The 12,852-nt window shown below is 71.4% G+C and carries 15 protein-coding genes; 5 read left to right on the forward strand and 10 right to left on the reverse strand.

Translation table 11 applies throughout. From position 1 onward, the window contains the following. Positions 1-122: 122 nt before the first annotated feature. The gene (locus OG714_RS09300) at positions 123-416 is read left to right on the forward strand and encodes a muconolactone Delta-isomerase family protein (RefSeq protein WP_406131763.1); all 294 of its coding nucleotides are present in this window, start codon (positions 123-125) and stop codon (positions 414-416) included. Positions 417-459: 43 nt separating this feature from the next. Then, on the forward strand, positions 460-1,683 hold the full coding sequence (locus OG714_RS09305; RefSeq protein ID WP_406119853.1) for a YbfB/YjiJ family MFS transporter: 1,224 nt from the start codon (positions 460-462) through the stop codon (positions 1,681-1,683). Here OG714_RS09305 and OG714_RS09310 read toward each other — a convergent pair whose 3' ends face one another. The 7 genes from OG714_RS09310 to OG714_RS09340 all read right to left on the reverse strand — a co-directional run bounded on the left by OG714_RS09310 (position 1,684) and on the right by OG714_RS09340 (position 7,722). Further along, positions 1,684-2,316: a TetR/AcrR family transcriptional regulator gene (locus OG714_RS09310; protein ID WP_406119854.1), complete on the reverse strand. Its 633-nt coding sequence runs from the start codon at positions 2,314-2,316 to the stop codon at positions 1,684-1,686. A gap of 41 nt (positions 2,317-2,357) precedes the next feature. Continuing rightward, positions 2,358-2,933: a GAF domain-containing protein gene (locus tag OG714_RS09315; protein ID WP_406119855.1), complete on the reverse strand. Its 576-nt coding sequence runs from the start codon at positions 2,931-2,933 to the stop codon at positions 2,358-2,360. Positions 2,934-2,993: 60 nt separating this feature from the next. Then, positions 2,994-3,611: an ATP/GTP-binding protein gene (locus OG714_RS09320; protein WP_363095968.1), complete on the reverse strand. Its 618-nt coding sequence runs from the start codon at positions 3,609-3,611 to the stop codon at positions 2,994-2,996. After that, on the reverse strand, positions 3,589-3,960 hold the full coding sequence (locus OG714_RS09325) for a DUF742 domain-containing protein (RefSeq protein WP_327406991.1): 372 nt from the start codon (positions 3,958-3,960) through the stop codon (positions 3,589-3,591). The genes OG714_RS09320 and OG714_RS09325 overlap by 23 nt, the downstream gene beginning before the upstream one ends. A 2-nt stretch (positions 3,961-3,962) precedes the next feature. After that, positions 3,963-4,397, reverse strand: coding sequence for a roadblock/LC7 domain-containing protein (locus OG714_RS09330; protein ID WP_019069670.1), 435 nt, complete (start codon positions 4,395-4,397; stop codon positions 3,963-3,965). 77 nt (positions 4,398-4,474) lie between these two features. Continuing rightward, positions 4,475-6,892 carry an ATP-binding protein gene (locus OG714_RS09335; RefSeq protein ID WP_406119856.1) on the reverse strand — a complete coding sequence of 806 codons (2,418 nt, stop codon included), beginning with the start codon at positions 6,890-6,892 and terminating at the stop codon, positions 4,475-4,477. 449 nt (positions 6,893-7,341) lie between these two features. After that, positions 7,342-7,722 carry a winged helix-turn-helix transcriptional regulator gene (locus tag OG714_RS09340; RefSeq protein ID WP_406119857.1) on the reverse strand — a complete coding sequence of 127 codons (381 nt, stop codon included), beginning with the start codon at positions 7,720-7,722 and terminating at the stop codon, positions 7,342-7,344. A gap of 99 nt (positions 7,723-7,821) precedes the next feature. Between OG714_RS09340 and OG714_RS09345 the strand changes: the two genes are divergently transcribed. Next, positions 7,822-8,229 (forward strand): RidA family protein, encoded by a 408-nt coding sequence (locus tag OG714_RS09345; protein WP_406119858.1) that lies wholly within the window; start codon positions 7,822-7,824, stop codon positions 8,227-8,229. A gap of 68 nt (positions 8,230-8,297) precedes the next feature. Here OG714_RS09345 and OG714_RS09350 read toward each other — a convergent pair whose 3' ends face one another. Next, complete coding sequence (locus tag OG714_RS09350; protein WP_406119859.1) at positions 8,298-9,506, reverse strand: MBL fold metallo-hydrolase; 1,209 nt, start codon at positions 9,504-9,506, stop codon at positions 8,298-8,300. A gap of 282 nt (positions 9,507-9,788) precedes the next feature. On the opposite strand from OG714_RS09350, the gene OG714_RS09355 reads away from it, so the two are divergent. Beyond that, entirely contained in the window at positions 9,789-10,967 is a 1,179-nt protein-coding gene (locus tag OG714_RS09355) for a Glu/Leu/Phe/Val dehydrogenase dimerization domain-containing protein (RefSeq protein ID WP_406119860.1), read from the forward strand. 44 nt (positions 10,968-11,011) lie between these two features. Continuing rightward, positions 11,012-11,626: a TetR/AcrR family transcriptional regulator gene (locus tag OG714_RS09360; protein WP_406119861.1), complete on the forward strand. Its 615-nt coding sequence runs from the start codon at positions 11,012-11,014 to the stop codon at positions 11,624-11,626. A 19-nt stretch (positions 11,627-11,645) separates the two neighbouring features. Here OG714_RS09360 and OG714_RS09365 read toward each other — a convergent pair whose 3' ends face one another. Then, on the reverse strand, positions 11,646-11,807 hold the full coding sequence (locus tag OG714_RS09365) for a hypothetical protein (protein WP_406119862.1): 162 nt from the start codon (positions 11,805-11,807) through the stop codon (positions 11,646-11,648). A 201-nt stretch (positions 11,808-12,008) separates the two neighbouring features. Further along, positions 12,009-12,794, reverse strand: a complete 786-nt coding sequence (locus OG714_RS09370; RefSeq protein ID WP_406131765.1) for an SGNH/GDSL hydrolase family protein — start codon at positions 12,792-12,794, stop codon at positions 12,009-12,011. Between the last annotated feature and the right edge of the window lie 58 nt (positions 12,795-12,852).

The following is a 12,852-nucleotide window of genomic DNA, read 5'->3' on the forward strand; positions in this document are numbered from 1 at the left end:
GCCGTACCTCTCAGCAGGGAGCGAGCCCGTCGTGGCGCCCGGGCCGGTCACGGGCCACCATGAGGGCATGGAACCCGGCGCTCTGTCGTCCCGCCGGGCGGGCCGAACGGAGCGAGACCATGCTGCGAGAGTTCCTGGTCGAGATCACCACCACGATCCCCGAGGGCACCCCTCAGGAAGAGGTCGACCGGCGCCGCGCCGCCGAGGCCGTCCGCGCCCGCGAACTGGCCGCGACCGGCCATCTGGCCCGGCTGTGGCGCCCGGTCGGCGAACTGCGCAGCGTGGGCGTCTGGCGCGCCGCCGACGAGGAGGACCTCCACGCGAAGGTGCTGGGCACCCTGCCCCTGCACGCGTGGATGAGCTTCGTCGTCACCCCGCTGGAACCGCACCCGAACGACCCCGGCAGCTCGGTGTAGCACACCACCCCAACTCACCCCCTGCGCAAGGGATTTCATCACCATGAGCCCCTACGCCCCGGTGCCCGCACCTCGGGCGGAGGGCCCCTTCCCGTCCCCGTGGCTCCATGTCGCGCGGGTCGCCGCGGCCCTCGCGGCGGGCATGGGTGTCGGCCGCTTCGTGTACACCCCGATCCTCCCGCTGATGCACGCCCAGGCGGGGCTCTCCACCGACGCCGGCGCCCACCTGGCCACCGCCAACTACGTCGGCTACCTCCTCGGCGCCCTCGCGGGCACCCTGCTCCCGGCCCTGGTCCGCTCCCGCACGGTCCTGCGCGGCTCGTTCGTCCTGCTGGTCTGCACGCTGGCCGCGATGCCCGCCACGCACAGCACCACGGCGTGGATCGCGCTGCGTCTGCTGGCGGGGGTGGCGAGCGCGCTGATCTTCGTGGTCGCGGTCAGCTCGCTCCTCGGCCACCTGCGCAACCACCCTGCGCACCTGCCCGGTTGGGGCTTCGGCGGCGTGGGCGCCGGCATCGCGCTCTCCGGGCTGCTGGTCCTCGCCCTGCGCTCCGTCGCGGACTGGCAGGTCGCGTGGTGGTCCTCGGCCGTACTCGCCACGGCGCTCGCGGCCGCCGCGTGGAATCTACGGCCCGAGGCGCCGATCGCACCCTCAACAGACGCCCCGGAAAAGGCCGTTGACCCCTGGTTCGGCGCCCTGTTCGTCAGCTACGGCCTGGAGGGCGTCGGCTACATCGTCGCGGGGACCTTCCTGGTCGCCGCGATCGGGCAGAGCTCCCCGGGCTGGATCGGCAGCGGCGCGTGGGTGCTCGTCGGGCTGGCCGCCGTACCGTCCTCGGCGCTGTGGGCGCGGCTCGGGCGCCGCTGGTCGCGGCCCGCGCTGCTGTGCGTGGCGCTGGTGATCCAGGCGGTCGGCATCGCGCTGCCAGCGCTGGTCGGCGGGGTGGCGGCGGCCCTGGTCTCCGCGGTGCTGTTCGGCGCGACCTTCATCGGCATCAGCACGCTCGCCCTGGCCACCGGGGCGGAGTTGCGATTCCCGCGCTCGGTGGCCCTGTTGACCGCCGGCTACTCCGTCGGCCAGATCGTCGGCCCCCTCGCCGTGGCCCCGCTGCTGCACCACGGCTACCGCCCGGCCCTGCTCCTGGCCGCCGCGGTGGTCCTCGCCGCGGCCGTGGCGGCCGCCGTCCTACGGGCCGGTCTCCCGCGTCACGCGGTGGCGCCACGACGCTCCGTGCCGGCCCAGGAGATACGGACCGCCGATCGCTGATCAGGCGGCCCGGGCCCCGAGCAGGGCCAGGCAGTTGGCCCAAAGGGGGCTCAGGCGCCCGGTGTTGTTGTAGAGCTTCGCGAACATCACCTGGCCCTCCAGCTGCGCGACGACGGAACGCGCCGCCTCCCGGGAGTCGGTGACGGTGACGTCACCGCGGTCGCGCGCCTCGCCGACGACCGCGGCGACCATCTCGACCTGCGCGTCGAAGATCTCCTGCAACCGCGCGCGCACGGCATCGGTCTGATTGCTCATCTCCAGGCTGAGGTTGCCGAACAGACAGCCCAGCACGGTGCCGCAACCCTGCTGCACGGCGTGCTGCCCGGCCTCGGTCTCCTCGAACAACTGCCGCAGCCGGTCCAGCGGTTGGGCTCCACCGTCACCGCCAGCGCCGCTGTCGCCGCCGTCACCGCTCAGGATGCGCGTCCACTCCCGGCGCTGGTCCGCCCAGTGCGCGTCGACGACGGCCAGCGCGAGGGCTTCCTTCGAAGCGTAGAAGTAGTAGAAGCTGCCCTTCGGCACCCCGGCCGCCTTGCAGATCTCGGCCACCCCCAGCGCCGAGTAACCACGCACCTCGAAGAGCGACCGCCCGGCGGCGAGGATCTTCTCTCCGGCGTCACTTGTCCTACCCATACGACAACTATACGACCGGTCGGCTATCCACGACGGGCCGGCTATCCACCGCCGAGCAGCTCCAGGCGGGCCACCAGCTCCGCCGCCGTCGACTTGATCGTCTCCAGACCCGGCTTCCCCCACGGCCGCGGCTCCGTGTCGACGACACACACGGTGCCCAGCACCATCCCCGTGGAGTCGATGAGCGGCGCTCCCAGATAGGAACGGATGCCGAACTCGTCGACCACCGGATTGCCCGCGAACCGCGGATAGTCGCAGACGTCCTCCAACACCAGCGCCTTGCGTCGGACCACCACATGGGGGCAGAACCCATAATCACGCGCCAACTGCCGTCCCACCTCGGGCTTGGCGTGCTCCCCTCCCGAGACGGGCCTGGGCAGTCCCACACTGCCCGGAGTGTGCAGACCGGCGAAGAACTGCCGGTTCTCGTCGATGAAGTTGACCATCGCGTACGGCGCCCCGGTGAGCTCGGCGAGGTGGTCCGCGAAGGCGTCGAGCGCCGGGTCCGGATGCTCCCCCAGGCCCAGCCCGCGCAGCCGTCGCATCCGTTGAGGGGCCTCCTTGTCCTCGGGCGTGAGCAGCAGACGACCTGCCGGACGCGGCGGGTCGTAGCTCATGGGCGTACTCCGTCCCTGTGGACGTATGACATAGAGGAACTCCGTGGCGGTGTGCGGGGATCACATGTGGGCACCATGGCTCGGCGCATGCGCCGGGGCGTGGGCGATGAGATGGCGTACGAGGGTCAGCAGGGTCTGGACACCGGAACTGGAGATCCGCGCGTCGCAGCGGACGACCGGGATCCCGGGGTCGAGGTCTATGGCGGCACGCACTTCCTCGGGGTCGTAGCGGTGGGAGCCGTCGAACTCGTTGATCGCGACGATGAAGCCGAGGCCGCGCTGTTCGAAGAAGTCGACGGCCGCGAAGCACTCCTCCAGTCGTCGTGTGTCGGCGAGGATGACCGCGCCGAGCGCGCCCTCGGACAGTTCGTCCCACATGAACCAGAACCGCTCCTGTCCGGGCGTGCCGAACAGATAGAGCACGTGTTCCGGGTCGAGGGTGATCCGGCCGAAGTCCATCGCCACGGTCGTCTCGACCTTGTTCTCGATGCCTTCGAGATCGTCGGTCGCGGCACTGACCGTGGTGAGCAGCTCCTCCGTGCTGAGCGGCGCGATCTCGCTCACCGCACCGACGAAGGTCGTCTTGCCGACGCCGAAGCCGCCCGCCACCAGGATCTTCAGTGCGGTGGGGAAGGGATCGTGGCCGCTCTCGTAGTCAGAGCTGTCGTCGTAGTCCATCGAGCACTGCCTCCAGAAGAGACCGGTCAGTGGGGTTGTGGTGGAACTCGGGTGGCTTGGTGGTCAGCGTCCCGCAGTCGACGAGGTCCGACAGCAGCACCTTGGTGACCGCGGCCGGCAGCTTCAGGTGGGCGGCGACCTCGGCGACCGAGACGGGCGCGCGGCACAGGTCGAGCGCCTGCGCGTGCTCGGGTCCGAGGTAGCCGAGGGGGGTGGCGCCGGTGGCCATCACCTGCGACAGGAGGTCGAGTGCGACGGAGGGCCGGGTCCGGCCGTTGCTGACCGTGAAGGGGCGCACAAGACGTCCGGCCGCGTCGTCCAACCAGGGCCCGTCGCCGGCCGTCGCCACGCTCACGGCCTCATCGCAGGGGATTCGACGGCGTGCTGCCGGGGCGCGGTCACGAGGTAGGGGCGGACGCTCTTGACCAGCATCGCCATCTCGTAGCCGAGGACGGCCGCGTCGGCCTCGCGGCCGGCGAGCACGGCGAGACAGGTGCCGGAGCCGGCCGTGGTGACGAAGAGCAGCGTCGAGTCGAGTTCGACGACGACCTGCCGGACGTCTCCACCGTCACCGAAGCGGACGCCCGCGCTACGGCCGAGGGAGTACAGCCCGGAGGCCAGGGCGGCCATGTGGTCGGCGCTGTCCGGGTCGAGCCCGTGAACCGACTTCACGAGCCCGTCGCAGGAGAGCAGGACCGCGCTGGTGGTGTGCGGTACGCGCTGCACGAGGCCGCTCATCAGCCAGTCGAGATCGGATACATGGCCGGTCGGCGCATCGCTCGCCATGGTGGATCGACTCCTTGGGGTACGAAGGTCTGCGGGAGCGCGGGTGGGGGTGGCAGTGGGGGTGGGGGCGTGCGTGGTCATCCGGCTGATGCGCTCCCGTCGTGCCGGGCGGTGAGGTCGCGGTCGTGACCGAGCACATGCGCGTGCGCTTCGGCTATGGGGGCCGCGCCCATGTGGGGGGCGAGGGTGAAGCGGTCCGTGGTGGTGTGCGTGCCTGGGCCCGCGTCCGTCTCGGTGTCCGGTGTCGTGGGCTGAGCGGTGTAGTGGTGGAGTGCGGTGTCCATATAGCCGGAGCCCATGTGTGTTGCCGACATATGCGGTTGCTCTACGGAGGGCTGTTCCGGGGCGTTCGAGTCCAGGCCGGACGGGTCCGCGTGGAGCGCGTTCATGTAGAGACCGCCGGTGTGGACGCCGTTCGTGCCGGCCCCGTTCATGTGCGGGAACTCCGTGTGGGACGGCTCAATGGACGACGGGACCGTGCGGGACGGCTCGGTGAGGGACGATTCCGTGAGGGGCGGCTCCGTGTGGAGTGCGCTCATGTAGGCCCCGCCCGTGTGGACCTCGTCCATGGGCAGGACCGAGGCCTGTGCCAACTCGGTGTGGGCCGACTCTGTGTGGGCCGACTCTGTGTGGTCCGACTCCATGTGTGGTGACGCCACCTCGGCCCCGTCCGCCGGCACCGCCCCGTCCGCCGCCTCGGCCGCCTCCATGTGCTGCTGTGCCTCCGCGAGACCGATCCCCCGTTGGAAGGCGGCCATCAGCCCCGGGTCGTGGCCTGCGGGGTGCTCGGAGTCCTGGCGGGGAGTGGGGCCGTCGCGGAGTTGGGGTGCGATGTGTTCCTGGGCCCGGCGCCGGGGCAGTTGGGGCGGTTTGCCCATGGTGCCGCGTACCGCTCCGCCGCGCGGGACGGGCGGTGCGGTCACGTTCTCGGCCACGGTCCCCCGGTCGTCGGGACGGATACCGGGCACCGCCTCCGAGGGGTTGGCCCGTTCCGCGTGGGCGCCGCGCACGGGCAGCGGCACCGGCCCACTGCCGTTCGGACTCGGTGCACCGGGCGGCACGGAGTCCCGTCGTTGATGCCGCCCCGGCGACCCTGCCCCACGCTGGTGCCGCCCCGGTGCGACAGGAGCACCGGACGCCGCCGATTCGCCCTGTCCTACGGCGAGTTGACCAGCCTCGGTCCCACGCTGCGCCTGTCCCCCGACCTGCGGAGCGTGCTGCGGCGGCGCGAGCGGATGCCCCCCGCCCAACGTGTCCTGCGGCCGTCCCGCGACCCCGGGTGCGCCCGGTGCCGTACCCAACAGGGCTTGTGGCACCACGATGACGGCCTGCACCCCGCCGTAGATGTTGGTCTGGAGGCGGACGTGGATGCCGTGGCGGCGGGCGAGTTGGGAGACCACGAACAGGCCGATGCGGCCGTCGGCGAGCAGGCTCGCGACGTTGACCTGGTCGGGGTCGGTGAGCAGGGCGTTCATGCGGCTCTGCTCACCGACGGGCATGCCGAGTCCGCGGTCCTCGACCTCGACGGCGAGTCCCGAGGTCACGAGGTTGACGCGGAGCAGTACTTGGGTGTGCGGGGCGCTGAACACCGTGGCGTTCTCGACGAGTTCGGCCAGCAGGTGGATCACGTCGGCGACGGCGTGGCCGCGCAGGGTGCCGTCGATCGGCGGCACGAGTTTGACGCGGGAGTACTGCTCGACCTCGGCGATGGCGGAGCGCAGCACCTCGGTCATGGAGACCGGGTTGCTCCACTGTCTGCGGGAGACGGCGCCGCCGAGGACGGCGAGGTTCTCGGCGTGCCGGCGGATGCGGGTGGCGAGATGGTCGACGTGGAAGAGGCCCTTGAGCAGGTCGGGGTCCTCGATCTCGTTCTCCAGCTCGTCGAGGATGGAGATCTCGCGGTGCACGAGGGACTGCAGGCGCCGGGCGAGGTTGACGAAGACCTCGACCTTCTGTTCGCTGCCCGCCTGGCTGGAGAGCTGGGATGCCGCGACGACGGCGGTGACGGCGCCGTCGTGCGCGTGTGCCAGGTCGGCGGCGAGGAGGTCGAAGTCGTCGGCGTCTCCCGGGGGCCTGCTGCGCGGTTTGCGCTGGGGCGGGCCCTCGCCGCGGCGCAGCGCCTCGACCAGGTCGCGCAGATCGGCCTCGCCGCGCGCGCTGCTGCGGCGCAGGGCGCCGATGCGGTCGCTGACGGAACCGGCGGCGCGGCCCGCGGCGACGGCGGCGATCAGGATGCCCGCGACCGTCACCGAGGTCGCTCCGGCGAGGACGACCCAGAGGGTGAGGCTGGTCCGCGCTCCGGTGGAGCGGACGGTGAACAGGACGGCGGCGCTGGCGCTCAGTGCGACCGCGATGGGCGGCAGCACGGCTAGGCGCAGGAGTTGGGGGCGTATGTGCGTATCGGGCAGTGCGGGCACGGGTCGGGCGGCCGGTCGCCCGTGCCGGCCGCCCTCACGGCGGTCTGCGCGTGCGGCCGGTGCACGGAGTTGAGACATCGGCGTCCTCGTACTGGTGCGTCGGGCCGGTTTGTTCGCGCGGGGTGCGCGATTCGGGCATACGCCATCGCGGTGCCGGTCGAGAGAGCCGAAGATTTCGGCCCTGCGTCGCCCGACGGACACTCACAGTAGTCGTCAACGCATCAGGTGCGGTGGGCAGTTGACAAAGTCCCCCGGGGAGCGTCCCGCTCTGGTATGAGGCCTCGCACGACAGACCGATAACCCCCTCGACCACATGCCGAAGAAGGACAAAGAATCGATCACGCCTGATCGGAAGCGGTCGCGAACGGGCGCCGGGGGATGAGGGGTTCGATGCGGCCCTGCCCGCCACCCCTCGCCCGCCCCTCGCCCGGGGTCGGGCCACAGGGGCGTTTCCCGGTGAATCGACCGCCCTCGATCACACCCCGGAACATCACAGAGCGTGTCCGCGACGGAGGTCTACGAGCGCGTCAGGCGTCGAAGCGGCGGCGGGCGGCCTCGATCTGGCCGAGGTATCGGTGGGTCCAGCCGCACATGGCGTCGACGGTCGCCCGGAGCCCCTGTCCCGACTCGGTGAGGGTGTATTCGACGCGCGGCGGCACGGTGGGGTGCACGTCGCGCTCGACCAGACCGTAGCGCTCCAGCATGCGCAGGTTCTGGGTGAGCATCTTGTGGCTGATGCCCTCGATCGCGTTCCGCAGTTCACTGAAGCGCAGGGTGCCTTCGCCGAGGGCCTCGATGATCAGGAACGCCCACTTGTTGGCGACGTCGGAGAAGATCTCCCGCGCCAAGGAGTCGGCGCGCCTCAGGTCCGCGTCCTCGGGCGAGTCGCTGAACTGCTTGGTCACCATAAGGTTCCTCAGTCACCGAAAAGTGCGTTCTTCCAGGTCAGTGGCAACTCTCCTACGGTTTCCGAGTAACCACAAGTGACCGAGAACGAGGTGGGCAGCATGGCCGTCAGTCTGATGAACCCCAGCGGATTGCCGCAGATCCCGGTGTACCGGCAGGTGTCGATCGCGACCGGGTCGAGGCTGGTCTTCGTCGCCGGCCAGGTCGCCTGGGACGCCGAGGGGGTCACGGTCGGCGAAGGCGACCTCGCCGCCCAGGTCGAGCGGAGCTACCTCAACGTCGGCACCGCGCTGGCCGCGGTCGGCGCGTCCTTCGACGACGTGGTGAAGCTGACCGTCTATGTCGTCGACTGGACCCCTGACAAGATGCCCCAGTTCCTGGAGGGGGTCGCCCGGGCCGCCGCGCGGCTGGGGACCACGCCGATGGCGCCGGGCACACTGATCGGCGTGGCGGCCCTGGACGTGCCGGACCATCTGGTCGAGGTCGAAGCCACCGCGGTCATCGACTGAGCGGAGCCGACCGGGCGGCTCCGTTTCGCCCGGCCGCAGGACCTCCGCACCTTGCGCGCCTCGCCCTGTCAGCGCTCGTTCGCGAGGTCCAGCTCCGCCGGAGCGGCCGGCTGCTTCGACTCCGGCTCCGTCTCCACCGGCTTCGGGGTCCGCCAGTGGTGGTCGATCGTCCCCCCGAAGGGCCGCCACCACGGGTCCGTGGTCAGGTCGCCGCCCGGTTCGAACGGCTCGCCCGGCCTCGGCGTGGCCACGGCCTGGCCCGCCGCCTCGCCCTCGTCCGCGGTCCACTCGCCGGGCTCGGCCCACGGGTGCAGCGCCAGATTGAACGTGCCCCAGTGGATCGGCAGCAGCACCCCGTGCGGCTGCCCGCCCTGGAGGTCGAGGTGGGCGCGCATGCCCTCCTCGGGCGTCATGTGGATGTCGGGCCAGAACTCGCTGTACGCACCGATCTGGATCATCGTGGCGTCGAACGGGCCGTGCGCGGCACCGATGTCCTTGAAGCCCTCGAAGTAGCCGGTGTCGCCGCTGTGGTAGATCCGGTGCTCGTCACCGGCGACCACCCAGGAGGCCCAGAGCGTGTGCTGGGTGTTGCGCAGACCGCGGCCGCAGAAGTGGCGGGCCGGGGTAGCGGTCAGGGTGAGGCCGCCGACCTTGGTCTCCTCGTGCCAGTCCAGCTCGCGCAGCCGGTCGGGGGACACGCCCCAGTGCTCCAGGTGGGCGCCGACGCCGAGCGGCACGGCGAACAGGGTGTCCGTGTCGGCCAGCGCCTTGATCGTGGGCATGTCCAGGTGGTCGTAGTGGTCGTGCGAGATGACCACGACGTCGACCGGGCCGAGCGCGGCGATCGGCAGGGGCACCGGGTGCAGCCGCTTGGGTCCGGCGAACGGGAACGGGGAGCAGCGCTCGCCCCAGACCGGGTCGAAGAGGACCCGGTGTCCGTCGATCTCCGCCAGCACGCTGGAGTGCCCCATCCAGGTCAGCCGCAGCCCGGTCGCGGCGGGCCTGGCCAGGTCGGCGAGGGTGGTGGCGTGCACCGGCAGCGTGCCGCCGGGGGCGCGGCGGGCGCGCTGCTCCTTGTCGAGGTAGGACTTCCCCATCTCGCGCATCGTGCCGCCGGACGGGCGGACGTTCGTGTTGCCCCCGGGGTTCTGGAAGACCCCGTCCTTGAAGTGGGGCGATCTGCGGATGCGCGCCAGGCGCTCGCCGCTCGGGTCCGCGCCGAAGGCAGCGGGCTGCAGCGCGCGGAGCCCGGAGCTCAGCGTACGGAATCCGGTCACGATGCCTCCAGGTCGGGTCGGTCAGGCTTTCCATTATGGTCGACCCCTGTGACAACGCCGATGCATCGGCGTCACGAGGGCCGGTTTCCAAGGAAAGACCAAAGTTCCGCGCCGGAGGTTGACGCCGTGGACGGAACCGGACCTTCCGTTGACAGGACGCCGTACCGCTTCCGATACTGACTCGCCGTTCAGTAACCGCCGTTCGTCACCTGCCGTCCGGTACGCGCTTCCGCACTCGTCCCACCCGTGTTCGCCCTGCCGGGCGGCGCCCCGAGGAGCCCCATGACCGCCCCCTTGATGTCGCTCACCTGGACCGACCACGTCACCGGTCGCCAGGGTTTCCTGGTCGTCGACCGGCTGGTGCGCGGGGTGTCCAGCGGCGGACTGCGGATGCGGCCGGGCTGCACGCTCGACGAGGTGGCCGGGCTCGCCCGGGGCATGACCATGAAAGAGGCGCTGCACTACGACCCGGAGGGCCGCTACGTCCCCCTGGGCGGCGCCAAGGGCGGTATCGACTGCGACCCCCAGGACCCGGTGTCGTACGGCCTCCTCGTGCGCTATCTGCGCGCCATGCGGCCGTACATCGAGAGCTTCTGGACGACGGGTGAGGACCTCGGACTCAGCCAGGACCTGGTCGACCGGGCCGCCGCGGAGGCGGGGCTCGTGTCGTCGATCCAGGCCGTGTATCCGCTCCTCGACGACGAGACGGAGGCGCGGCGGCGGCTGGCGGACGCCTTCGCGGTCGAGGTGGACGGCATCGGTCTGGACGAGCTGGTCGGCGGCTGCGGGGTCGCCGAGTCGGTGCTCGCGGCGCTGGACCGGGCGGGCGTGCCGTACGCGGGGACGCGGGTCGCCGTGCAGGGCCTGGGGACGATGGGCGGGGCCACGGCACGGTTCCTCACGCGCGCGGGGCTGGCGATCGTCGCCGTCGCCGACATCAAGGGCACGATCGCGAACCCGGCCGGGCTCGACGTGGACGCGCTGCTCGCGGCCCGGGACACCTACGGCACCGTGGACCGCTCCGCGCTGCGCCACGGCGACCTCGAACTCCCCGGCGAGGACTGGCTGTCCGTCGAGGCGGAGGTGCTGGTTCCGGCGGCGGTGTCGTACGCGATCGACACCTCGAACCAGCAAGGGATCACGGCCCGTTGGATCGTCGAGGCGGCCAACATGCCCGTGCTGCCTGAGGCGGAGGAACTGCTCTCCGCGCGCGGGGTCACCGTGCTGCCGGACGTGGTCGTGAACTCCGGGACGAACGCCTGGTGGTGGTGGACGCTGTTCGGCGACATCGGCGCCGACGCGGACGAGGCGTTCGCGCACACCCGGCGTTCGATGCGCGCCCTGATCGACCTGATGCTGGCCCGCGCGGAGGCCGACGGCACGACACCGCGCGCCGCCGCGCACGCCATCGTCGCGGACCGGCTGCCGGTCATCGCGGAACGGTTCGGCTGGTACCGGTGACGTACGGGACAACACCCCTGTGGGCGACGGATTAGGGTGACCGCGTGGCGAGAGTGCGGTTGAGCGTGACGGAGCGGCGGGCGGAGTTGCTGCGGGCCGCCGTCGAGCAGATCGAGGCGCGGGGTGTGGCGGCGGTCAGGATCGCCGACGTCGCCTCGGCGCTCGGGGTGAGCAACGCGCTGGTGCTCTATCACTTCTCGACCAAGGAGAAGCTGGTCGCCGCCGCGTTCACCTTCGCCGCCGAGGACGACCTCGCGCATCTGCGCAAGCTGCTCGGCCGCCGTACGACCGCACTCCGTAGGCTGCGGACGGCGGTGCGCTGGTACGCGCCGACCGGGCAGGCCAAGGGCTGGCGGCTGTGGATCGAGGGCTGGGCGGCGGCGCTGCGCGAACCCGCCCTCCTGGAGGTCACGCGCGATCTCGACCGGCAGTGGAAGCAGGCACTCGCGGAGGTCGTCGCCGAGGGAGTGACCGCGGGCGAGTTCCACTGCCCGGACCCGGCCACCACGGCCCTGCGCCTCACGGCCCTCCTGGACGGCCTCGCCGTACAGATGACGGCGTACGCGGGCGCGGTGTCGCGGGCGCGGGCCCTGGAGTGGGTCGACGAGGCGCTCGCCCGCGAACTGGGCCTCGACCGGGCCGCGTTGATTGCCCCCTGAACCGTCTCTCCGTAGACACTCAGTTCAGTTCGTGGACCGCGGTGACCGTGACCGTGGCACGGATCCCGCCCGGCGCGACGAGCACACTGTCCTGGGCGCGCGGCAACGGCACGGCCACGCGTGCGCGTGCGGATCCAGCGGGTCCACGGGTGGGTGTGGGCATGGAGACGAGTACGGGCATACGGACGGGATCCTTCCGGCAGCCGGGGCGGTTCGGGGCATGCCAACACCCCGGTCCTTCCACCGGCGTACACCACTCCCGCGCGGTCACCTCACCGGTGGAGCAGGGCGGGCCGACCGCGCCGGGACGTACGACGACGTAGCACCCCCCGGCATGGCGGCCGCACCCGTCACCCTGTGGTCCGGTAAAGCGTTCATCCCGTCAGGCCACCCGCTCGATCCGCATCTTGATGTCGTCCGGAGACAATGCGCCCTTCGCCTCGACATGGTCCCCGGAGGACTCGCCCCGGAGCCGGCGTCCGATCCACGGCACCAGGTACTCGCGCGCCCAGTGGACGTCGTCGCGCCGGATGTCGAGCGGGCCGCGCCGCGGCAGCGGAGGCCAGGGCTGGTCCGGGTCGGCCGGGACCTCGACGCCGAGGATCTGGCCGGCGCGGAGCGCCACGCGCGTGTGCCCCTCGGGAGAGAGGTGGAGCCGGTCGCCGTCCCAGGCCCGCCGGTCCTGGACCGTCTTCAGGGACCAGAGGTCGAGCACCGGGCAGCCGTACCGGTCGGCGATGGCCCGCACATGTCCGTTGTAGGTGGCGATCTTGCCGCGCAGATGCTTGAGGACGGGCACGTTACGGGTGTCGAAGCCGGTCGTCACCATGACGGTGCCGACGGCTCCGGTGAGGTCGGCGACCGCGCGTTCGAAGCGCTCGGCGACCTCGTCGGGGTCGGTGCCGGGACGGATGATGTCGTTGCCGCCGGCGCAGAAGGAGACCAGGTCCGGGCCGATCTCCTTGGCCCGGGTGAGCTGGTCGGCCACGATCTGGTCGAGCAGCTTGCCGCGTACCGCGAGGTTGGCGTACTCGAAGTCGCCCTCGGGTTGCCGGTCCGCGAGCAGTACCGCGAACCGGTCGGCCCAGCCGACCATCGCCCCGTCGGGCCCTGGGTCGCCGACGCCCTCGGTGAAGCTGTCCCCCAGCGCCACGTACGACCCGATCACTGATCTGTTGTCACTCTTCGAATCGTTAGCCACGGCAACCATAATTCACCCTGGGGTG

It is taken from the genome of Streptomyces sp. NBC_00989, assembly GCF_045162655.1.
Classification (GTDB): Bacteria; Actinomycetota; Actinomycetes; order Streptomycetales; family Streptomycetaceae; genus Streptomyces.